Here is a 19,531-nt window from a genome sequence, read left to right on the forward strand (position 1 = left end):
CCCCGTGTTCGTGAAGGTGTGCGGGTTGTCCACCCCGGCCGACGTCGACGCGGCCGTGGCCGCCGGCGCCGACGCGGTCGGGTTCGTCGTGTACCCGCCGAGCCCCCGCCACGTCGACCCGGCCGGGCTGGCCGCACTCGTCGCGCGGGTGCCGGACGGGGTGCGGTCGGTGGTCGTGGTCGCCGACCTGCCCGCGGGCGAGGCCGCCGCGGTGACCGCCGACGCCGACGCCGATGTGCTGCAGCTGCACGGCCGCTACACCGCCGGGGACTTCGCCGTCGCCGGGCGGCACCCGGTGACCCTGTGGCGGGCCACCTCGCTCGCGGACGACCCGGACCTCACCGTCGGCCTGCACGGCGAGGACGTCCTGCTGCTCGACTCCCCCGTCGCCGGGTCCGGCGAGCGGTGGGACGCCGAGGCACTCGACCCGAAGCCGGACGGGCGCTGGCTGCTCGCGGGCGGCCTGGACCCCGGCACGGTCGGACAGGCGGTGCGCCGGGTGCGGCCCTGGGGCGTCGACGTCTCCAGCGGCGTCGAGTCCGCCCGCGGGGTGAAGGACCACGGGCGCATCCGCGACTTCGTCGCCGCCGCCCGCGACGCCGGCTGACCCCCGGCCGGGCCCACGACGGCCGGGCGGGGCGTCGTCGGTCGGGGTCGTGCATGATCCGGGGGACCAGGCATCGTCTCTACGCCGAGGAGCCGTCATGGCCACGGACGCACTGCTCCCGCTGGAGGGCCTGCTCGTCGTCTCCTGCGAGCAGGCCGTCGCCGCGCCGCTGGCGACCCGGCACCTCGCCGACCTCGGCGCCCGCGTCATCAAGATCGAACGCGAGGGCTCCGGCGACTTCGCCCGCGACTACGACGAGACCGTCCACGGCATGTCCAGCCACTTCGTGTGGCTCAACCGGTCCAAGGAGTCGGTCACCCTCGACCTGAAGTCCGAGGACGGCCGCGCCACGATGGCGCGGCTGCTGGAGCGGGCCGACGTGTTCGTGCAGAACTTCGCCCCGGGCGCCGCCGAGCGGCTCGGGCTCGGCGCCGGCCCCCTGCGCGAGCGGTACCCCCGGCTGGTGACCTGCTCGATCTCCGGCTACGGCAGCTCCGGCCCGTACCGCGACGCGAAGGCCTACGACCTGCTCATCCAGTCCGAGGCCGGGCTCGTCTCGATCACCGGCACCGAGGACGCCCCCGCCAAGAGCGGCATCCCGGCCGCCGACATCGGCGCCGGCATGTACGCCTTCTCCGGCATCCTGTCCGCGCTCTACGAGCGGGAACGCACCGGGCTGGGCACCGACCTGGAGGTCAGCCTGTTCGACTCGCTGGTGGAGTGGATGGGCTACCCGCTCTACTACGCCGGCTACGGCGGCACCGCCCCGCGGCGGACCGGCACCAGCCACGCCGCGATCGCCCCGTACGGCACGTTCTCCGCCGGGGACGGCACCGACGTCGTCCTCTCGATCCAGAACGAGCGCGAGTGGGTGACGTTCTGCGAGGTCGTGCTGCGCCGCCCGGAGGTCGCGACCGACCCGCGGTTCTCCAGTGGCCGGGCCCGGGTGGAGAACCGCCCCGCCCTGCACGCCGAGATCGACACCGTGCTGACCGGCCTGACCGGCGACGAGCTCGTCGCGCGGCTAGTGGCGGCGCGGATCGCGCACGCCCGGCAGCGAGAGGTCGGCGAGGTGCTGGAGCACCCGCAGCTCGCCGCGCGGGACCGGTGGACCGAGGTCGGTAGCCCGGTCGGGCCGCTGCGGGCGCTGCAGCCGCCGATCACCGTCGCCGGGCGGCGGGCACGGATGGACCCGGTCCCGGCCGTCGGCGAGCACACCGAGGCCGTCCTCGCCTGGCTCGACGGGCGCCGGGCCGAGGACCCGTTCGACGACTAGGGTCGCGCGGATGGACTGGGTACGGCACGCGATCTGGTGGCACGTGTACCCGCTGGGGTTCACCGGGGCCCACCCCGACCGCGGCGACGGGGCGGACCACTCGCTGCGGCGGATCATCGGCTGGCTCGACCACGCGGTCGCGCTGGGGGCGAACGGACTGCTGCTCGGCCCGGTGTTCGCCTCGGCCACCCACGGCTACGACACCACCGACCACCTCCGGATCGACCCGCGTCTGGGCTCGGGCGCCGACTTCGACGCGCTCGTCGCCGAGGCGAAGGGGCGCGGCCTGCGGATCCTGCTCGACGGCGTGTTCAACCACGTCGGGCCCGAGCACCCGCGGCTGCTCGCCGCCCGCGCCCACCCCGGCGGGCCGGACGACGCCTGGTTCCGGCACACCGACGACGGGGAGATCGCCGTCTTCGAGGGCCACCCCGGCCTGCACACGCTCGACCACGACAACCCCGCGGTGCGCGACCACGTCGTGGACGTGCTCTGCCACTGGCTCGACCGCGGCGCCGACGGGTGGCGGCTCGACGCCGCGTACACCGTCCCCGACGACTTCTGGGCCGACGTGCTCCCCCGTGTCCGCGCACGTCACCCGGGCGCCTGGTTCCTCGGCGAGGTGATCCACGGCGAGCACGACGCGGTCACCGCCGCCACCACGATCGACGCGCTCACCCAGTACGAGCTGTGGAAGGCGGTCTGGTCGAGCCTCAACGACGGCAACCCGCACGAGCTGGCGTGGGCGCTGCAGCGCCACGACCGGTTCGTCGCCGCCGCGGTGCCGAACACCTTCCTCGGCAACCACGACGTCACCCGGCTCGCATCGCAGCTGCACGACCGCCGCCACATCGAGCTGGCCGTGGCCGTGCTGTGCACCGTCGGTGGCACCCCCTCGGTCTACGCCGGCGACGAGCTCGGCCTGACCGGCGTCAAGGAGGAGCGGGCAGGCGGCGACGACGCGGTCCGCCCCGAGTTCCCCGCCGACGGGTCGTTCCCCGACGGCGCCGACCCGCACGTCCTCGCGGTGCACCAGGAGCTGATCGGGCTGCGCCGGCGCCACCCCTGGCTGTACGACGCACGGACCGAGGTCCAGGAGGCCACCGACGACCGGCTGGTCTACCTCAGCCACGGGGACGGCGGAGCGCTGCGGGTCACCCTCGACTACGCCGCCGGCACCTGGGACGTCCAGGACGCCTGACCCGCCTCGGCAACCGACGGATCGCCGTTGATCCTTCCGGCCGAGCCGCCCGCCACTCGCAGCACCGCGACGGCCGGTGGTCGCGGACCGACCCCGCGGCGGCAACCCGGTCCGTACGGTCGATCACGGAACGGTCACGGTCCTGATCCCCAGCAGGACCCGCGCGCCCCGCTCCCCAGGCATCCGGGCGCAGCCGTCTCCGACGAGGAAGGACGCCCTGCGTGCCGAGGAACATCCCCGGCTCCGTGGCGGCCCGGCGCTCCCCGAGCCGGACCGACCCGAGCCGACCGTTGCCGTCGACGACCGTCGTCACCCGTGACGTCGGCCCGGAGCGGGGCGGGAGGCACCGTCGCGCGGGCCGGGCCCGCACCCTGCAGGTCCTCACCTCCGCGCTCGCGGGCGGCGGGCTCGTCGCCGCGCACGCCGCGACCGGCGGCGGGCTCCCCCGGGTCGACGACCTCGCGCTGCAGGCGTTCAGCTCCCCGGCCGCGGACGCATCGCTGACCGACGCGGCCGCCGCGGCGCCGTCGGCACACTCCGGGACGGCGCGGTCGCTGGCCGAGCCGCCGCCCCCGGTCGACGTCGACGCGATCGTCGGCGCCGCGAACGGTGCGGTCGGCTCCGCGGTGACCGCCCGCGACGAGGCGCGCGAGCGCGCCCGGGCCGCCGCCCGCGAGGTACGGGAGGCGGCCGCCCGCGCAGCCGACTCCGCGCGCTCCTCCGCCGGGACCGCCGACGCACCCTCGGCCGGCGGCCCGACCGGCTCCACCACGTGTGCCCTGGGCACCGCGGGCATGGAGGGCGTCGCCGCGAACGTGGCGAGGGCCGGGGAGAAGCTGCGCTGCCTGTTCGGCGTCGACTCCGTGCTGGGCATCGGCAGCCGCGGCAACGCCTCCGACCACCCGAGCGGCAAGGCCCTGGACTTCATGGTCGACCGGGCGACGGGCGACCGGCTCGCCGCCTACGCCCAGCAGAACCGGGACGAACTCGGGATCTCCTACATCATCTGGCGGCAGCGCATCGACACCGGCAGCGGCTGGACGACCCAGGAGGACCGGGGCGGGGCGACGGCGAACCACATGGACCACGTGCACATCTCGTTCAGCTGACGCCGCGACGATGATCGCTCAGCCCAGCAGCGCCCGCATCTCCGCGATCTCCGCCTGCTGCGTGTCGGCGATCCGCTGCGCCAGCTCCCGTGCCCGCGGGTCCACCCCGGCGTCGAGCTCCGTGCGGGCCATGGTCACCGCACCCTCGTGGTGGTCGATCATCATCTCGAGGAACGACCGGTCGAACGCGGCGCCGGACGCGCGTTCCAACCCGGCCATCTGCTCGTCGGACATCATCCCGGTCATTCCGGCCATCCCGGCAGGGCCACCGTGGCCGGCGTGGTGGTCCGCCGCGGGCGCGGCGTCCCACTCGGCCAGGAGTCCCTGGAGCTGCGCGATCTCCGGGCCCTGGGCGGTCTCGATCCGGTCGGCGAGGGCGCCCACCCGGGCCCCGGCGCGGCCGTCGGCGAGCCGTGCCATCGCGACCGCCTGCTCGTGGTGCGGGATCATGTTCTGGGCGAAGGCGACGTCGGCGCTGCTCGACGACGCGGCCGGCGGGGCGGACGCGGCTCCGCCGGCACAGCCGGTCAGGACGAGGGCAGCGGTCAGTGCCGTGGCGGCGAGCGCCACGTTCGTGCGTGTCATGTGTCGGTACTCCCGTGTCGTGGGTGCTCGGCGGCTCCGGCGCTCTCCCGCGCCGGAGGCCGGTCACGTCCGCGACACGCAGAGCAGCGCGAGCCGCCGTGGGACCGGGGGCGGGCGGCCGGTCGGTCCGGTCCGCGGGCGCCCCGGGCCGACCGGCCCCCGCCACGCCGGCGGCGGCGCCCACCCGGGCAGCAGCACGGCCACGGCCAGGACGACCCCGGCCACGAGCACGGCAAGGCACAGGTGCAGCAGGTGCGCGGCCCCGTCGTGCGACGACCCGTGGGGATCGGGACGCGTGGCCCCCGCCGACGCGCCGTCCGGGACGGGGTGCGCCGGTACCGCGGCGGCACGGGCCGGTCCATCACGCAGGGCGGAGTGCAGTCCGGAGTGCGGGGCGGGGCGCGCGGTGAACGCGGGACGGTCGTGTACACCGGAGTGCGCGGATGGCGCCGCGAGCGCGTGCATCCCCAGCAGCCCGAGCAGCACCGGCAGCACGAGCACGAGCAGCCGGGTCCGGTCCGTCACACCCCGACCGTACCGGCGGGGTGGATACCACTACCCCCTAGGGGTATGGTCGCGGTGGACCCCGAGGAGGACGCGATGCCCGGCTACGCCGACACCAAGGACGCGCACGTCAAGCGGATGCGCCGGATCGAGGGCCAGGTCCGCGGCATCACGAAGATGATCGAGTCGGACAAGTACTGCATCGACGTGCTGACCCAGGTCGCCGCGGTCAACAAGGCCCTGGAGGCCGTCGCGCTGGGCCTGCTCGACGAGCACCTGAAGCACTGCGTCGCCGACGCCGCCGCCGAGGGCGGCCCCGTCGCCGAGGAGAAGATCCAGGAGGCCAGCGCGGCGATCGCCAGGCTGGTCCGATCCTGACCCCGATGGCGCCGCCCCCGATGGCGCCGAACCCCGCACAGGAGAGAGCACGATGAGCACTGCCAGCTACACCGTCACCGGTATGACCTGCCAGCACTGCGTCGCCTCGGTCACCGAGGAGATCAGCGAGATCGCCGGCGTCACCGACGTGGCCGTCGACCTGCCGACCGGCGCCGTCACCGTCACCAGCGACGACGAGCTCTCCACCGACGCCGTCCGCGACGCCGTGCGCGAGGCGGGCTACCAGCTCGTCTGAGCACCCCACCCGACCACCCACCCGGCGCGGGTCGCGACCGCCACCCGCGCCGGGTCGCCCCGGAGGACCGACCATGAGCGACACGTCCCCGGCCCACGGACCCGTCACCGCCCTGCCCCGCGCAGCCGCGACCGGGACCGTCGCCGAGAGCGGCCCAGGCAGCGCGGACCGCACAGCCGGCCCGGGCAGCACAGACAGCACCGTCACCGAGATCGAGCTCGCCGTCGGTGGCATGACCTGCGCGTCCTGCGCGAACCGCATCGAGCGCAAGCTCAACAAGCTCGACGGCGTCACCGCCACCGTCAACTACGCCACCGAGAAGGCGCGGATCAGCGCCCCCGGCGGCGTCGGGCTCGACACCCTGCTCGGGACCGTCGAGGCGGCCGGCTACACCGCCACCCCGCCGAGCGCCGAGCCCGACCTCGATCCCGAGCGCGACCTGCGCGACCTGCGGAACCGGCTGATCGGCGCCGTCGTGCTGTCGGTGCCGGTCGTCGTCCTCGCGATGACGCCCGCGTGGCAGTTCGTCGGCTGGCAGTGGGTCTCGCTGCTGCTCACCCTGCCGGTGTGGGGCTGGGCCGGGGCACCGTTCCACCGCGCCGCCTGGACGAACCTGCGTCACGGCGCCGCCACGATGGACACCCTCGTCTCGATGGGGACGACGGCCGCGCTCGCCTGGTCGCTCTACGCGCTGTTCCTCGGCACCGCCGGGATGCCCGGCATGGTGCACCCCTTCGAGCTGACGATCTCGCGCACCGACGGCAGCGGGAACATCTACCTGGAGGTCGTCGCCGCGGTCGTCACGTTCGTGCTGGCCGGTCGCTACGTCGAGCTCCGCTCCCGGCGCCGGGCCGGCGCCGCGCTGCGCGCGCTGCTGCAGATGGGCGCGAAGGACGTGACGGTGCTCCGCGACGGTGCCGAGGTGCGCGTCGGTGTCGACGAGCTCGCGGTGGGCGAGGAGTTCGTCGTGCGCCCCGGGGAGAAGGTCGCCACCGACGGCGAGGTCGTCGACGGCCGGTCGGCGGTCGACGTCTCGATGCTCACCGGCGAGTCGGTGCCGGTCGAGGTCCGGGCCGGTGACACCGTCGTCGGCGGGTGCGTGAACTCCGGCGGGCGGCTCGTCGTGCGGGCCACCCGGGTCGGTTCGGACACCGCGCTCGCGCAGATGGCGCGGCTGGTCGAGGAGGCGCAGAACGGCAAGGCCGAGGTGCAGCGCCTCGCCGACCGGATCTCCGCGGTGTTCGTGCCGGTCGTCGCCGTGATCGCCGCCGCGACGCTGCTGGCCTGGATCCTCACCGGCGCCCCGGCCTCGACCGCGTTCACCGCGGCGGTCGCCGTGCTGATCATCGCCTGCCCGTGCGCGCTCGGGCTGGCCACACCGACCGCGCTGCTCGTCGGCACCGGACGCGGCGCCCAGACCGGCATCCTGATCAAGGGCCCGGAGATCCTGGAGTCCACGCGCCGGGTCGACACCGTCGTGCTCGACAAGACCGGCACCGTCACCACCGGCACCATGGCGCTGACCGGTGTGCACACCGCCGACGACACCGACGAGGCGACCGTGCTGCGCCTCGCCGGTGCGCTGGAGCGCGCCTCGGAGCACCCGGTGGCCGCCGCGATCGCCGGGGCGGCCACCGAGCGGGTCGGTGACCTGCCCGCCGTCTCCGACTTCACCAACCACGAGGGTCTCGGCGTGCAGGGCGTCGTCGACGGTCACGCCGTGCTCGTCGGCCGCCCGCGGCTGCTCGAGCAGTGGTCGGTCCCGCTGTCCGACGATCTCGCCGCGGTCGCCGCGGACGAGGCCGCACGGGGCCGCACGACGGTCGCCGTCGCCTGGGACGGGGCCGCCCGCGCCGTGCTCGTCGTCGCCGACACCGTGAAGCCGACGTCGGCGGAGGCGATCGCGGAGTTCCGCAGGCTCGGGCTGCGCCCGGTGCTGCTCACCGGGGACAACCGGGCCGTCGCCGAGACCGTCGCCCGTGAGGTCGGCATCGAGCCCGGCCCGGAGACCGTCGTCGCCGACGTGCTGCCCGCGGACAAGCTCGCCGTGGTGACGCGGCTGCAGGAGCAGGGCCGGGTCGTCGCGATGGTCGGCGACGGGGTGAACGACGCGGCCGCGCTGGCCCGGGCCGACCTGGGCCTGTCCATGGGCACCGGCACCGACGTGGCGATCGAGGCGTCGGACATCACCCTGGTCCGGGGCGACCTGCGGGCCGCGGCCGACGCCGTCCGGCTGTCCCGGCGCACGCTGGGCACGATCCGGGGCAACCTGTTCTGGGCGTTCGCCTACAACACGGCCGCGATCCCGCTGGCCGCGTTCGGGCTGCTCAACCCGATGATCGCGGGTGCGGCGATGGCGTTCAGCTCGGTGTGCGTGGTGCTCAACAGTCTGCGGCTGCGCCGGTTCCGTCCGCTGGCGGTCTGACCCCACCGGCCGCGGGGTCGCGGGCCAGGTGCTCGGCGATCGAGCGGAGCTTGATGTTGAGGTGCTGCGAGGCACGGGTGAGCCGGTCGAAGGCCTGCTCCGAGGTGATCCCGTAGCGCTCCCGCAGGATGCCGATCGCCTCGCCGATCACCTGCCTGCTCCGGACGGCCTCGTGCAGGTTCTCCCGCGTGCGTGCGGCGTCGATGGCGACGGCGGCGTGCGCGGCCAGCACCGCGATCCGGTCCTGCGCGGCGGTGTCGAACGCACCGGCGGCGCCGAAGACGTTCAGGGCGCCGGTGGTGCGGTCGTCGGTGAACAGCCGCGACGCCACCACCGAGCCGATCCCCCGGCGCGCGGCGGCCGGGCCGAAGCGGGGCCAGCGCGGGTCGTGGTCCAGATCCGCCGACACGACGTTGCGGTCGGCGCGGATCGCCTGCAGGCACGGACCCTCACCCAGCTCACGCTGCAGGTCGTCGAGGATCTGCGCGGACGGGCCGGTGCTCGCCGGGGTGACGATCCGGCCACCCGTGGTGAGGGTGAGGGTCGCGTGGGTGCAGCCCTCCACGAGGCCGGTGCAGGCCTCGAGCACACGCTCGCAGGCGTCGGTGGCGTCCTGGGCACGGTAGAAGTGGCGGGACAGCCCGGCCATGACGCCGGCCAGCTCCTCGGGGGCGCGGGCGGCGTCGGCGTCGGCACGGAACTCCCCGGAGGGCCGCTGTGACAGCTCGTCGGTCCAGGGCGACCGCCGTGCCGTCATCTGCCGCTCCTCGGTGTCCGGGGGGCGGCCCCGCCGGCTGCAGGATCTCAACCGACAGGACCTGGGCCGGCGTACGCCCCGGGTACGAGTGCCGGCATGGTCCTGGCGTACCCGGTCGGCAGCCGCCCACACGTCATCGGCCGGCCGGATGCAGATCCGGGCTGCGGTCGGCCGGGCCGGCGTGCAGGTGGTCCAGGCACCGCCGCAGGTGCAGCACGATCCCCGACGCGGCGAGGCTGTCCTCCCAGCCCGCGCGCTGCGAGTCGAGCCGGTCGGTGACGCGGTCCAGCGCCTCGCGGGCGGCGGCCAGGTGGCGGCGGTGCCCGTCGAGCCCCGCGGAGGCGGGACCGCGGGTCAGGTGTGGCAGCTCCGCCGACCGGATCGCGGTGGCCAGGTCCGCCATCGCCTCCGCGACCGGAGTGCGCAGCTCCGGGTCGAGGACGAGGACGGTGCGCTCGGCCCACGCCGTCTGGGCCAGGACCGTGCTGATGTCGCGGACGAGCACCGCGAGCTGTTCCAGGGTCTGCGCGGCCTCGTAGAGCTGCTGTCCGCGGGTCCGGTAGGCGCGTGCCCGCAGGTTGGCGCGCCGGCCCGCGTCGGCGGAGCGGACCGCCTCCCGCGTCGCGTCGATCAGCGGCTCGAAGTCGTGGCGGTGGCGTGTCCACTCCTCGCGCTCGGGCGGCCACTGCTCGGCCAGGACCTCCGCCATCTCCTGCAGGTGGTCGGCGATGCCGTCGCGCAGCCGCGTCACCACACGGTGCGCGCGGGCGTTCTGCGGCGGAGGTGGCAGGGCCAGGGTGACCGCGATCCCGACCAGCACACCGAGCAGGGTCTGGCCGAGGTAGCCGGCCATGAACCCGGACGGGTCGGCGGCCCCGACGAGGATGGTGAACAGCGCGGCCGTGGGGATCAGGTCCCGCGCCGCGGCCAGCACCGGCACCGCGCCGACCGCGATCCCGGCCAGGACCGCGACGGCCACCGCCCACCACCGGGCCCCGCCCAGGTGCAGCGCGGCGGCGCCGAGACCGACGCCGATGCCGGAGGCCAGCACCGCGTACAAGCTCTGGCGCAGCGAGTCGAAGACGGTCGGGTAGCAGACGAGCAGGGCACCGAGCGGCGCGTAGTAGGGGTACTGGCCGAGCACACCGGGGACGAGGGTGGCGAGGTACCAGGCCGCGCCGGCCGCGGCGCCGGCCCGCCAGGCCAGTCGCATGCGGTGGCGCAGCCCCTCGGTGAACAGGGAGGCCGGGGAGTTCGGGTGGTGCGGGATCAACGACGGCTCCGTCGGTCGTGCAGGTGGTGTGGGAAGCCGGGCCGGCTGTTCGACCGCGAGGGCCCCGACCACCCGTCGGCCGCGGGGAACGCGGTGGAGTCCGGGGGTGGCGCCGTGCGCACACGGACGCGGGCCGGACGAGGACTACCCGCGGCCGTGCGGCACAAACCCGGCCGGTGGCAGGGTGGGCCCGTGCGCGCCATCGTGATCGGCCACGACCACGTCGCCGGGCTCGGGCTGCTCGGCCCGGCCCTGGAACGGCGCGGTGTCCGTCCGGAGTGGACGACGGTGGTGCCCCCGGCCCGGTACGACACCCCGGACGTCGACACCCGGTTCCCCGACCCCGCCGGGGCAGACCTGGTGGTCACCCTCGGCGCGCCGTGGCCGCGGGAGCGGATCGCCGGGTGGGCGAGCCGCGAGGTCGACTTCCTGCGTGCCGCGCACGACGCCGGCGTGCCCGTCCTCGCGGTCTGCTTCGGTGCCCAGCTCCTCGCCGAGGCCCTCGGCGGCGGCCGGACGACGCCGCCGGCCGCCCGGATCGGATGGCACCCGGTCGACCCGGTCGACGGCCGCCTTCCGGCCGGACCGTGGTTCTGCTGGAACGCCGAGCAGCTCGTCGCGCCGCCCGGGGCGCAGCTGCTCGCCACCAGCGGGGCCGGGCACGAGGCGTTCGTGGCCGGTCGCAGCGTCGGCGTGCAGTTCCACCCCGAGATGACCGTGGACCTGCTGGAGCGCTGGTTCACCACGGGTCTGCCCGACGGTCTCGACGCCGACGCGCTCCGGGCGGCGACGGCGGCGCAGGACCCGCAACGGCTCGCGGAACGGGCGCAGCGGGTCCTGGCCCTCGCGCTCAGGCCCCCAGGAAGTGCTCCAGCGTGATCGGCAGCGACCGGACCCGCACGCCGGTGGCGTGGTGGGCGGCGTTCGCGACGGCCGCGGCCACCCCGACGATCCCGATCTCCCCGATGCCCTTGGCGCCCACCGGGTTGACGAGCGGGTCGTGCTCGTCGACCCACTCGGCGTCGATGTCGCCGACGTCGGCGTTCGCCGCCACGTGGTAGCCGGCGAGGTCGTGGTTGACGACGTGCCCGCGGGCCGGGTCGACGATGCCCTCCTCGTGCAGTGCCATCGACAGCCCCCACACCATCCCGCCGAGGAACTGCGAGCGGGCGGTCAGCGGGTTGAGGATGCGTCCCGCGGCGAACACCCCCAGCATCCGCGGCACCCGGATCTCACCGGTGTCGGCGTGCACCGCGACCTCGACGAAGTGCGCCCCGTGCGCGCCCATCGCGTACTCGGCCATCGCCGGGTTGTGCCCGGCGACGCCGTCGGCCTCCGCCCCGTCCTCGGGGTCGGTGCCCCACTTGTCGCGGAACCGGTCGGCGGCCTCGACGATCGCCGTCGCCCAGGACGCGGTGCCCGCGGAGCCCCCGGCCATGGTCGCGTGCGGCAGGCCGGTGTCGCCCAGGTTCAGGTCCACCTGCGCGGGCGGCACCCCGAGCGCCTCGGCCGCGATCTGGGTGAGCACCGTGCGGGCGCCCTGGCCGATGTCGGACGCGGCGATGTCCACCCGGTAGCGGCCCGGCGCCCCGCCGCCGGGGGTGTCGTCGACGGAGTACCGGATCGCGGCGGCGGAGCCGGGCATCGCGAACGTCGGGAAGAACGCGGCGGCGACACCGGTGCCGTGCCACCAGCCGTCGACGAGCCGGGTGCGCGGCCGCGGGTCGCGGTCCGCCCAGCCGAACCGGTCGGCGCCCCGCCGCAGGCAGGCCACGAGGTTGCGGCTGGAGAAGGGCCTGCCGGTGTCGGGGTCGACGTCGGGCTCGTTGCGGATCCGCAGCTCGACCGGGTCGATCCCGAGCGCGACGGCGAGCTCGTCGATCGCGGACTCCGCACCGAAGCTGCCGGGGGCCTCGCCGGGGGCGCGCATGTACGTCGGCGTCGACAGGTCCAGCGGCACCACCCGGTGTGAGGTCCGCCGGTGCGGCGCCGCGTACAGGTGGCGGCTGATCACCGCGGTCGGCTCGCCGAACTCGGCCATCCGTGCCCCGGCCTCGACGACGTCGTGGCCGAGCGAGTGCAGCCGACCGTCGGTCCCCGCGCCGAGCCGGACCCGCTGCACGGTCGCCGGCCGGTAGCCGGTGGTGTCGGTCATCTCGCGCCGGGTGAGCGACAGCTTCACCGACCGGCCGGGGACGGCCCGCGCCGCGAGCACGGCCAGCACCGACCCGGCGTGCAGTGCGCCCTTGGTCCCGAACCCGCCGCCGACGTGCGGCGAGACGACGGTGACGTCGTCGTCGCCGATCCCGAACAACGCCGCGACCTGGCGCCGGGCGTCCCAGACCGACTGCGAGGCCTCGAACAGGGTGAGGTGCCTGCCGTCCCAGCGAGCCACGGTCGAGTGCGGCTCCATCGGGTGGTGGTACTCGATCGGTGTGCGGTAGGTGGCGTCGATCCGTACCGGGGCCTGCGCGAACGCCGTCTCCGGGTCGCCGGTGCGGGTGTCCGGCGGGAACGCGACCACCACCTCGGGGGTGTAGGCCTGCGACGAGGCGGGGTCGAACGCGGTGACGGCGTCCTCCGCGTCGTAGGTGACGACGACGGCGCCGGCGGCCTCCCGGGCCGCCTCGGCGGTCTCGGCGAGCACCGCGGCGACGTACTGGCCGCGGTGGTGCACGGCGCGGGTCTGCAGGACGGCCTGCTCGGTGCTCGCGCCGTCGTCGAGCCGCGGCGCGGTGTCCGCGGTGAGTACCGCGACCACCCCGGGGACCGCGGCCGCGGCGGCGGTGTCGACCGCGCGGACCCGGCCACGGGCGATCGTCGCGCCGACACCGCACAGGTGCAGCGGCGCGACGGTGTCCTGCTCGTAGGCGTAGACGGCGTTGCCGGTGACCTTGGCGGGGCCCTCGATCCGGGTGTGCGCGGTACCCGCGGTGCCGGGGGTGACGGTGCTGGTCATGCGGCCTCCGTCCGGTGCGCGGCGAGGCCGCGCAGGGTGGCGGTGACCGTGCCGGCGCCAGCGGGATCTTGAAGGCGTTGCCGCCGACGGCGGTGTCCACGGCACGCGCGTCGGCGGTCTCGGCCGCCGCGGCGGCCCGGAACGCCTCGTCGGTGGCGGGCCCGCCGAGCAGCGCCTGCTCGGCCCGGTGCGCCCGCCACGGCCGGTGCGCGACCCCGCCGAGGGCGATCCGCACGTCGCGGACGGTGCCGTCGTCGGCGACGTCGAGGGCCGCGGCCACCGACACCAGCGCGAACGCGTAGGACGCGCGGTCGCGGACCTTGCGGTAGGCCGAGCGCGCGGCGACCGGCAGTGCGGGCAGCTCGACCGAGGTGATCAGCTCCCCGTGCTCCAGCACGGTGTCGCGGGACGGGTCGTCACCGGGCAGCCGGTGCAGCTCGGTCGCGGCGACGGTGCGCTCCCCGTCCGGGCCGAGGACGTGCACCCTGGCGTCGAACGCGGCCAGGGCGACCGCCATGTCCGACGGGTGGGTCGCGATGCAGCCGCCCTCGGGCGCGCCGAGGATCGCGTGGTGGCGGGCCCAGCCCTGCTGCGCGGAACAGCCCTGCCCCGGGTCACGCTTCGTGCAGGGCGCGGTGAGGTCGGCGAAGTAGGAGCAGCGGGTGCGCTGCAGCAGGTTCCCACCGGTCGTCGCCATGTTGCGCAGCTGCCCCGAGGCCCCGGCGAGCAGCGCCGCGGACAGCGCCGGGTAGTCGCGCCGGACCCGCGGGTCCACGGCGACGTCGGTGTTGCGGGCGCCCGCGCCGATGGACAGGCCGCCGTCGGCGGTCGGGGTGATCGCGGTGGACAGCAGCCCGGTGACGTCGACGAGCGTGCCCGGGCCGGCCACACCCAGCTTGAGGTGGTCGACGAGGTTGGTGCCCCCGGCCAGGTAGACGGCGGACGGGTCGGCGGCGACGGTCGCGACGGCGGCCGCGGCGTCGCCTGGGCGGGTGTAGGCGAACGGCTTCACCGCGACGCCCCCGCTCCGGTGCCCACGGCGCTGACGGCGCTGACGGCGCTGACGGCGCTGACGGCGCTGACGATGCCGGAGTAGGCCGCGCAGCGGCACAGGTTCCCGGACAGACGCTCGGCGATCTCGGCACGGTCCAGCACGGCGGGCCCGTCGGCGGACAGGTCGGCGGTGACCGCGCTGGGGTGCCCGGCGCGGGCCTCGTCCAGCATCCCGACGGCCGAGCAGATCTGGCCGGGGGTGCAGTAGCCGCACTGGTAGGCGTCGTGGGTCACGAAGGCCTCGGCGAGCGGGTGCAGGTCGGTGCCGTCGCCGGTGCCGTCGCCGAGGCCGTCGGCGGTGGTGACCGCGGCGTCGTCGTGGGCGACGGCGAGCGAGAGGCAGGACAGCACGCGGCGGCCCGGCCCCTGCTCGCCGGGCCCGGCCAGCAGGACGGTGCACGCACCGCACTGGCCGTGGTCACAGCCCTTCTTGGCGCTGGTCACGCCCAGCCGGTCACGCAGCGCGTCGAGGACGGTGGTGCGGGTGTCGACCGTCAGCTCGTGGCGACGGCCGTCGACGGTGAGGGAGATCGTGGAGTCCACGATGGTGCGCTCCTTCGGGAGACGGAGTGGAGACCCCGAAACGGAGCCTCCTCCGCTACTATAGAGGAACGATGTTCCGGTTAGGCAACCCGAAGACCGGCGAGGAAGAAGCCGACGGCGCGCCGGGCGTCGTAGGCAGGGTCGACGTCGGCGCCGAAGCACAGGTTGCCGATCCCGCGCAGCACCTCGTAGGTGGTGACGTCGGACGGCAGCTGCCCGGCATCCCACGCCGCCCGGACGATCTCCTCCCCCGCCGGCAGCAGCCGCTCCACGAACAGCTCGTGCAGCGCGGCGGAGCGACCGTCGTCGTGGACGAGCATCGCGACCAGACCGTGCTTGGTGACGACCAGGTCGACGAACTCCCCCACCCACGCGACGAGCGCGTCGAACGGCGTCGGACCGGCGTCCAGGCAGGTCCGGGCAGCCGCGGCACAGCTCTCGACCTGGTGCCGGTAGACGGCGACCACGAGGTCGGGCCGGGTCGGGAAGTGCCGGTAGACCGTCCCCACACCGACCCCCGCGCGGGCGGCGATCGCCCGGACCGGCGCGTCGACGCCCGAGGTCACGAACTCGGCCGCGGCGGCCTCGAGGAGGGCGGCGCGACTGCGCCGGGCGTCGGACCGCACAGGTTCCCGCTGCACACCCACCACAGACTCCCCTGCCGCCCGGAACGCTGTTCCGCATCGTATCCGGAACAGCGTTCTGTTCCATCTCGGGAGACGAGATCGTCGCGCAGGTTTAGCCGACCGGGTAGTTCGGTCATCTAACTACCATGACCTCCTCCCCGCACGCCCTCATCTCCGGCGCCGGCATCGCCGGCTCCGCGCTCGCCCTGCGCCTGGCCGCGTACGGCTGGCGGACGACCGTCCTGGAGCGCACGCCGCGACGGCGCGACGAGGGGCACAACGTCGACGTCCGCGGCGCCGCACGCGAGGTCCTGCGCCGGATGGGTCTGGAGGATGCGGTGCGGGCCGCGGGCACCCGGGAGGTCGGCTTCCGCGTGATCGGCGACGACGGGCGCGCCGTCGCGGAGATCCCGATGGACCCGACCGGGCCGACCGACGGGCCGACCGCCGAGCTGGAGATCCTGCGCGGGGAGCTGGCCCGGGTGCTGATCGAGGCCGCGCCGACGTCCACGACGTTCCGGTTCGGCACCCGGATCACCGGCGTCGAGGACCGGGGCACCGCCGACGGCCCGGCCCGGGTCGCCCTCGACGACGGCACGACCGTCACCGCCGACCTCGTCGTGGTCGCCGAGGGGCTGCGGTCGCGCACCCGCGAGCTGGTCTTCGACGACGTCACGGTCCGCGAGACCGGCATGTACGGCGCCTACCTGACGATCCCCCGCACCACCGACGACGACGCCTGGTGGAACTGGTTCCACGGGACCGGCTCGCGCAGGGTGCACCTGCGCCCGGACAATCTGGGCACCACCCGCGCCATGCTGACCTTCCTGTCCGGGGTGCGCGGTCTGGAGACCCTCGGCGACGCCGACGTCCGGACCGTCCTCCGCCGGACCTTCGCCGACGCGGGTTGGGTCGCCCCGCGGATCCTGCGCGAGCTCGGCGACGGGCAGGACGGGGCCCCGATGTACTTCGACGCCGTCGGGCAGGTCATGGCCCCGCGCTGGAGCTCGGGACGGGTGGTGCTGCTCGGCGACGCCGCGCACTGCCCGTCGCCGCTGGGCGGCGGGGGCACGAGCCTGGCACTGATCGGCGCCTACGTGCTGGCCGGGGAGCTGGCCTCCCACCCCGGCGACACCGCGGGCGCACTGCACCGCTACGAGGAGCTGCTGCGGCCCGCGACCGATCGGGCGCAGAAGCTCCCGCCGCTGAGGCTGGCCAACCCGCGGACCCGGGCCGGGATCCGGACGCTGCGCACCGCGTTCCGGACCGTCGCGAGCCCGGCCGGGAAACGGGTCACCGGACTGCTCGGGGCCACGCCGACCGGCGCGGTCGACACGTTCGGACTCCCGGACTACCCGGCGCCGAGCTCGTCGAGCGTGGCGACGACCTCGCGCAGGTAGCGCTCGACGACCGCGCCCTCGTCGTCGGAGAGGCGGCGGGCGACGTCGTCGAGGGCCCGGACGGCCGGCTCCCACTGCGCGAGCCGCGCACGGAAGGACTCCTCCCGCGAGCGCACGGTGACCCGGCGGCGGTCGTGCGGGTCGGGCACCCGCTCGAGGTGACCTGCCGCCTCGAGCCGGTCGATCAGCGCGGTGGTCGAGGCCGGCCGCAGGTCGAGCCGCCGGGCCAGCTCGGTCGGCCCGAGCGAGCCGTGCACGTCGAGCAGCCGCAGCGCCCACAGGTCGGTCGGGTGCAGCCCCGCCCGCCGGGCCTGCCTCCCGGTGAACTCGTGGGTCGCCCGGGCCACCGCCTCCAGCGCGACGGTCGGGCCGGCGAGCCCCTCCAGCAGGTGTCGGCTCTCGTTCATACGGCCTCCCGGCTTCGGTCCACGGCACCGTAGCCGGACAGGGCAGGCCGCATTCACGGCGGGATCGGTCACGAGATGGTCACGAATTCATCGCGCCCCATCGGGGGCGATCACCCTGTCGCCGCCCTGGAATGGCGACGATTCCGCGTAAATTGATCAACCAACCGCAGGTGACGGCCCTATGATGTGATTCACTCGATCGAGTGTCAACGCATTTTTACCCGCCATTCCCGGAGTCGACCCGACGAATTCCCGGAATGACGGCGTGCGTAATCTCCGGAATCGTGATCGAACTCGAGGGGGTCTCCAAGCTCTACCGGACCGGAGCCCTCGAGCTGCGCGCACTCGACTCCGTGGACCTGCGCGTCGACGACGGCGACCTCGTCGCGATCATGGGCCCCTCCGGCTCGGGCAAGTCCACGATGATGAACATCCTCGGCTGCCTCGACGTGCCGAGCTCCGGCAGCTACCGGCTCGACGGCATCGACGTCGGCCGGATGTCGGACAACCGGCTCGCCGACATCCGGCTGCAGAAGATCGGCTTCGTCTTCCAGTCGTTCAACCTGCTGCCGCGCACCACCGCGCTGGCCAATGTGGAGCTGCCGCTGGTCTACGCGGGCGGGCGCGACCGCCGGGGCCGGGCGCGGCGCGCGCTGGAGCGGGTCGGGCTCGCCGACCGCGGCGACCACCGGCCCAACGAGCTCTCCGGCGGCCAGCAGCAGCGCGTCGCGGTGGCCCGCGCACTGGTCACCGACCCGTCGATGATCCTGGCCGACGAGCCGACCGGGAACCTCGACACCACCTCGACCACCGACGTGATGAACCTGTTCGTGGAGCTCAACGAGTCCGGCCGCACGGTCGTGCTGATCACCCACGAACCCGAGGTCGCCGAGTTCGCCAAGCGGGTCGTGACCCTGCGCGACGGCCGGATCGTGAGTGACGAGCGCCGATGACGATCTGGGAGTCCGCACGGATCGCGGTACGGGGCCTGCGGGCCGGGCCGCTGCGGTCGCTGCTGACGATGCTCGGGATCATCATCGGGGTCGCCGCGGTGATCGTGCTGGTCGCATTCGGCAACGGGCTGCAGCGCTTCGTCGCCGACGCGTTCGGGCCGCTCGCCAACCAGATCCAGATCACTCCGGACCGCGGCGGCATCAGCGGCACCGGCACCCCGCGCGACCTCACCGACGCCGACGTCCGCGCCCTGCGCGACCGGGCCTCCGCCCCGGCGGTCGCCTCGGTCAGCCCGTCGGTGACCGGCTCGGCGCAGCTGCAGCTGGCCGGCGGCGGGAGCGTCCGCAGCGGCGTGACCGGCGCCGACGCCGACTACCTCGACATCGCCAACCGGGAGCTCGTCGTCGGGTCGTTCTTCGACGACCGGCAGGCCACGACCCGGGCGAAGGTCGTGGTGCTCGGGCCCAACCCGGTGGCCACGCTGTTCGGCGGCCGCGCCGGCGAGGCGCTCGGCTCGGAGGTGCGGATCGGGCGCACCTCGTTCCGGGTGATCGGTGTGCTCGCGGCCAACGGACAGCAGGACGACGTCGCGGTCATGCCGCTGGGTGCCGCACGGGCCTACCTGACCGGCGGCGACGACGTCGACCAGATCACCGTGCGGGCGGTGTCCACCGACGCGGTGCCGCAGGCGGTCGAGCAGGTCACCACGATCCTCGACGAACGGCACCGCATCGACGACCCGCAGGACCGCGACTACACCGTCACCGCGCTGCAGAGCCTGCTCGACCAGTCCTCACAGGTCCTGAGCTTCGTGACGATCTTCGTCGCGGCGGTCGCGGGCATCTCGCTGCTGGTCGGGAGCATCGGCGTCGCCAACATCATGCTGGTCACGGTGACCGAGCGGACCCGCGAGATCGGCATCCGCAAGGCCATCGGCGCACGTCGCCGCGCGATCCTGCAGCAGTTCCTCATCGAGGCGATGGTCCTGACCGGCATCGGCGGGGTCATCGGGATCCTGCTCGGTGTCGGCGTGTCCGCGCTGGCCGGGATCGTGCTGCCCCGCCTCGTGCCCGACTTCCCCGCCCCGTCGGTGTCGGCCGGATCGGTGGTGCTCGCCTTCGGGGTGAGCCTGCTGATCGGGCTGCTCGCCGGCGGTTTCCCCGCCAACCGGGCCGCACGGATGCGGCCCATCGACGCCCTGCGGCACCAGTGACAGCA

Annotated in this window: 19 protein-coding genes and 1 pseudogene; 11 read left to right on the top strand and 9 right to left on the bottom strand. The window is 74.9% G+C overall.

From position 1 onward, the window contains the following. The first annotated feature begins 4 nt into the window (after window positions 1–4). The 4 genes from FVA95_RS14600 to FVA95_RS32915 all read left to right on the top strand — a co-directional run bounded on the left by FVA95_RS14600 (window position 5) and on the right by FVA95_RS32915 (window position 4,193). Window positions 5–607: a phosphoribosylanthranilate isomerase gene (locus FVA95_RS14600; protein ID WP_149664723.1), complete on the top strand. Its 603-nt coding sequence runs from the start codon at window positions 5–7 to the stop codon at window positions 605–607. Between the two features lie 97 nt (window positions 608–704). Further along, window positions 705–1,883: a CaiB/BaiF CoA-transferase family protein gene (locus tag FVA95_RS14605; RefSeq protein ID WP_149664724.1), complete on the top strand. Its 1,179-nt coding sequence runs from the start codon at window positions 705–707 to the stop codon at window positions 1,881–1,883. A gap of 10 nt (window positions 1,884–1,893) precedes the next feature. Further along, entirely contained in the window at window positions 1,894–3,084 is a 1,191-nt protein-coding gene (locus tag FVA95_RS14610) for an alpha-amylase family glycosyl hydrolase (RefSeq protein ID WP_149664725.1), read from the top strand. A 221-nt stretch (window positions 3,085–3,305) separates the two neighbouring features. Continuing rightward, window positions 3,306–4,193 carry a hypothetical protein gene (locus FVA95_RS32915; RefSeq protein WP_240051492.1) on the top strand — a complete coding sequence of 296 codons (888 nt, stop codon included), beginning with the start codon at window positions 3,306–3,308 and terminating at the stop codon, window positions 4,191–4,193. A gap of 18 nt (window positions 4,194–4,211) precedes the next feature. On the opposite strand, the gene FVA95_RS14620 is transcribed toward FVA95_RS32915, so the two are convergent. Further along, a complete protein-coding gene (locus FVA95_RS14620; protein ID WP_149664726.1) occupies window positions 4,212–4,778 on the bottom strand; it encodes a DUF305 domain-containing protein in 567 nt (188 codons plus the stop codon). 63 nt (window positions 4,779–4,841) lie between these two features. Continuing rightward, a complete protein-coding gene (locus FVA95_RS14625) occupies window positions 4,842–5,303 on the bottom strand; it encodes a DUF6153 family protein (RefSeq protein ID WP_149664727.1) in 462 nt (153 codons plus the stop codon). 75 nt (window positions 5,304–5,378) lie between these two features. Here FVA95_RS14625 and FVA95_RS14630 point away from each other — a divergent pair, with 75 nt between their 5' ends. The 3 genes from FVA95_RS14630 to FVA95_RS14640 all read left to right on the top strand — a co-directional run bounded on the left by FVA95_RS14630 (window position 5,379) and on the right by FVA95_RS14640 (window position 8,341). Beyond that, complete coding sequence (locus FVA95_RS14630; RefSeq protein ID WP_043278418.1) at window positions 5,379–5,660, top strand: metal-sensitive transcriptional regulator; 282 nt, start codon at window positions 5,379–5,381, stop codon at window positions 5,658–5,660. Between the two features lie 52 nt (window positions 5,661–5,712). Then, window positions 5,713–5,916, top strand: coding sequence for a heavy-metal-associated domain-containing protein (locus tag FVA95_RS14635; RefSeq protein ID WP_149664728.1), 204 nt, complete (start codon window positions 5,713–5,715; stop codon window positions 5,914–5,916). 73 nt (window positions 5,917–5,989) lie between these two features. Then, entirely contained in the window at window positions 5,990–8,341 is a 2,352-nt protein-coding gene (locus tag FVA95_RS14640; RefSeq protein WP_167306421.1) for a cation-translocating P-type ATPase, read from the top strand. Here the strand turns inward: FVA95_RS14640 and FVA95_RS14645 are convergent. Further along, window positions 8,298–9,098, bottom strand: a complete 801-nt coding sequence (locus FVA95_RS14645) for a GAF and ANTAR domain-containing protein (RefSeq protein ID WP_149664729.1) — start codon at window positions 9,096–9,098, stop codon at window positions 8,298–8,300. The genes FVA95_RS14640 and FVA95_RS14645 overlap by 44 nt on opposite strands. Before the next feature lie 133 nt (window positions 9,099–9,231). Next, window positions 9,232–10,371, bottom strand: a complete 1,140-nt coding sequence (locus FVA95_RS14650; RefSeq protein WP_149664730.1) for an aromatic acid exporter family protein — start codon at window positions 10,369–10,371, stop codon at window positions 9,232–9,234. Window positions 10,372–10,563: 192 nt separating this feature from the next. Here FVA95_RS14650 and FVA95_RS14655 point away from each other — a divergent pair, with 192 nt between their 5' ends. Then, window positions 10,564–11,250 (top strand): type 1 glutamine amidotransferase, encoded by a 687-nt coding sequence (locus FVA95_RS14655; RefSeq protein WP_149664731.1) that lies wholly within the window; start codon window positions 10,564–10,566, stop codon window positions 11,248–11,250. On the opposite strand, the gene FVA95_RS14660 is transcribed toward FVA95_RS14655, so the two are convergent. The 4 genes and pseudogenes from FVA95_RS14660 to FVA95_RS14675 all read right to left on the bottom strand — a co-directional run bounded on the left by FVA95_RS14660 (window position 11,222) and on the right by FVA95_RS14675 (window position 15,573). Beyond that, window positions 11,222–13,330 (bottom strand): xanthine dehydrogenase family protein molybdopterin-binding subunit, encoded by a 2,109-nt coding sequence (locus tag FVA95_RS14660; RefSeq protein WP_149664732.1) that lies wholly within the window; start codon window positions 13,328–13,330, stop codon window positions 11,222–11,224. The two genes, FVA95_RS14655 and FVA95_RS14660, sit on opposite strands and share 29 nt — an antisense overlap. Then, window positions 13,327–14,342: pseudogene (locus tag FVA95_RS14665) on the bottom strand (xanthine dehydrogenase family protein subunit M). Before FVA95_RS14665 ends, FVA95_RS14660 begins: the two are co-directional and overlap by 4 nt. Continuing rightward, window positions 14,339–14,926, bottom strand: a complete 588-nt coding sequence (locus FVA95_RS14670; protein ID WP_149664733.1) for a 2Fe-2S iron-sulfur cluster-binding protein — start codon at window positions 14,924–14,926, stop codon at window positions 14,339–14,341. Before FVA95_RS14670 ends, FVA95_RS14665 begins: the two are co-directional and overlap by 4 nt. Window positions 14,927–15,006: 80 nt before the next feature. Next, the gene (locus FVA95_RS14675) at window positions 15,007–15,573 is read right to left on the bottom strand and encodes a TetR/AcrR family transcriptional regulator (protein WP_205015861.1); all 567 of its coding nucleotides are present in this window, start codon (window positions 15,571–15,573) and stop codon (window positions 15,007–15,009) included. Window positions 15,574–15,698: 125 nt separating this feature from the next. Between FVA95_RS14675 and FVA95_RS14680 the strand changes: the two genes are divergently transcribed. Further along, on the top strand, window positions 15,699–16,952 hold the full coding sequence (locus FVA95_RS14680) for an FAD-dependent monooxygenase (protein WP_149664735.1): 1,254 nt from the start codon (window positions 15,699–15,701) through the stop codon (window positions 16,950–16,952). Here the strand turns inward: FVA95_RS14680 and FVA95_RS14685 are convergent. Continuing rightward, a complete protein-coding gene (locus FVA95_RS14685; protein ID WP_149664736.1) occupies window positions 16,904–17,359 on the bottom strand; it encodes a MarR family winged helix-turn-helix transcriptional regulator in 456 nt (151 codons plus the stop codon). The genes FVA95_RS14680 and FVA95_RS14685 overlap by 49 nt on opposite strands. 257 nt (window positions 17,360–17,616) lie before the next feature. Here FVA95_RS14685 and FVA95_RS14690 point away from each other — a divergent pair, with 257 nt between their 5' ends. Both FVA95_RS14690 and FVA95_RS14695 read left to right on the top strand, forming a co-directional pair. Beyond that, a complete protein-coding gene (locus FVA95_RS14690) occupies window positions 17,617–18,312 on the top strand; it encodes an ABC transporter ATP-binding protein (protein WP_304627181.1) in 696 nt (231 codons plus the stop codon). Continuing rightward, window positions 18,309–19,526, top strand: coding sequence for an ABC transporter permease (locus FVA95_RS14695; protein WP_149664738.1), 1,218 nt, complete (start codon window positions 18,309–18,311; stop codon window positions 19,524–19,526). Before FVA95_RS14690 ends, FVA95_RS14695 begins: the two co-directional genes overlap by 4 nt. Window positions 19,527–19,531 lie beyond the last annotated feature (5 nt).

The organism is Pseudonocardia sp. EV170527-09, assembly GCF_008369905.1.
Classification (GTDB): Bacteria; Actinomycetota; Actinomycetes; order Mycobacteriales; family Pseudonocardiaceae; genus Pseudonocardia.

Excerpts from the sequence above, each read along its gene's own strand:
- FVA95_RS14605 (WP_149664724.1), top strand. The coding sequence starts at position 705 with ATGGCCACGGACGCACTGCTCCCGCTGGAGGGCCTGCTCGTCGTCTCC.
- FVA95_RS14610 (WP_149664725.1), top strand. The coding sequence starts at position 1,894 with ATGGACTGGGTACGGCACGCGATCTGGTGGCACGTGTACCCGCTGGGG.
- FVA95_RS14620 (WP_149664726.1), bottom strand. The coding sequence starts at position 4,778 with ATGACACGCACGAACGTGGCGCTCGCCGCCACGGCACTGACCGCTGCC.
- FVA95_RS14630 (WP_043278418.1), top strand. The coding sequence starts at position 5,379 with ATGCCCGGCTACGCCGACACCAAGGACGCGCACGTCAAGCGGATGCGC.
- FVA95_RS14635 (WP_149664728.1), top strand. The coding sequence starts at position 5,713 with ATGAGCACTGCCAGCTACACCGTCACCGGTATGACCTGCCAGCACTGC.
- FVA95_RS14640 (WP_167306421.1), top strand. The coding sequence starts at position 5,990 with ATGAGCGACACGTCCCCGGCCCACGGACCCGTCACCGCCCTGCCCCGC.
- FVA95_RS14645 (WP_149664729.1), bottom strand. The coding sequence starts at position 9,098 with ATGACGGCACGGCGGTCGCCCTGGACCGACGAGCTGTCACAGCGGCCC.
- FVA95_RS14660 (WP_149664732.1), bottom strand. The coding sequence starts at position 13,330 with ATGACCAGCACCGTCACCCCCGGCACCGCGGGTACCGCGCACACCCGG.
- FVA95_RS14680 (WP_149664735.1), top strand. The coding sequence starts at position 15,699 with ATGACCTCCTCCCCGCACGCCCTCATCTCCGGCGCCGGCATCGCCGGC.
- FVA95_RS14685 (WP_149664736.1), bottom strand. The coding sequence starts at position 17,359 with ATGAACGAGAGCCGACACCTGCTGGAGGGGCTCGCCGGCCCGACCGTC.
- FVA95_RS14690 (WP_304627181.1), top strand. The coding sequence starts at position 17,617 with ATGACGGCGTGCGTAATCTCCGGAATCGTGATCGAACTCGAGGGGGTC.
- FVA95_RS14695 (WP_149664738.1), top strand. The coding sequence starts at position 18,309 with ATGACGATCTGGGAGTCCGCACGGATCGCGGTACGGGGCCTGCGGGCC.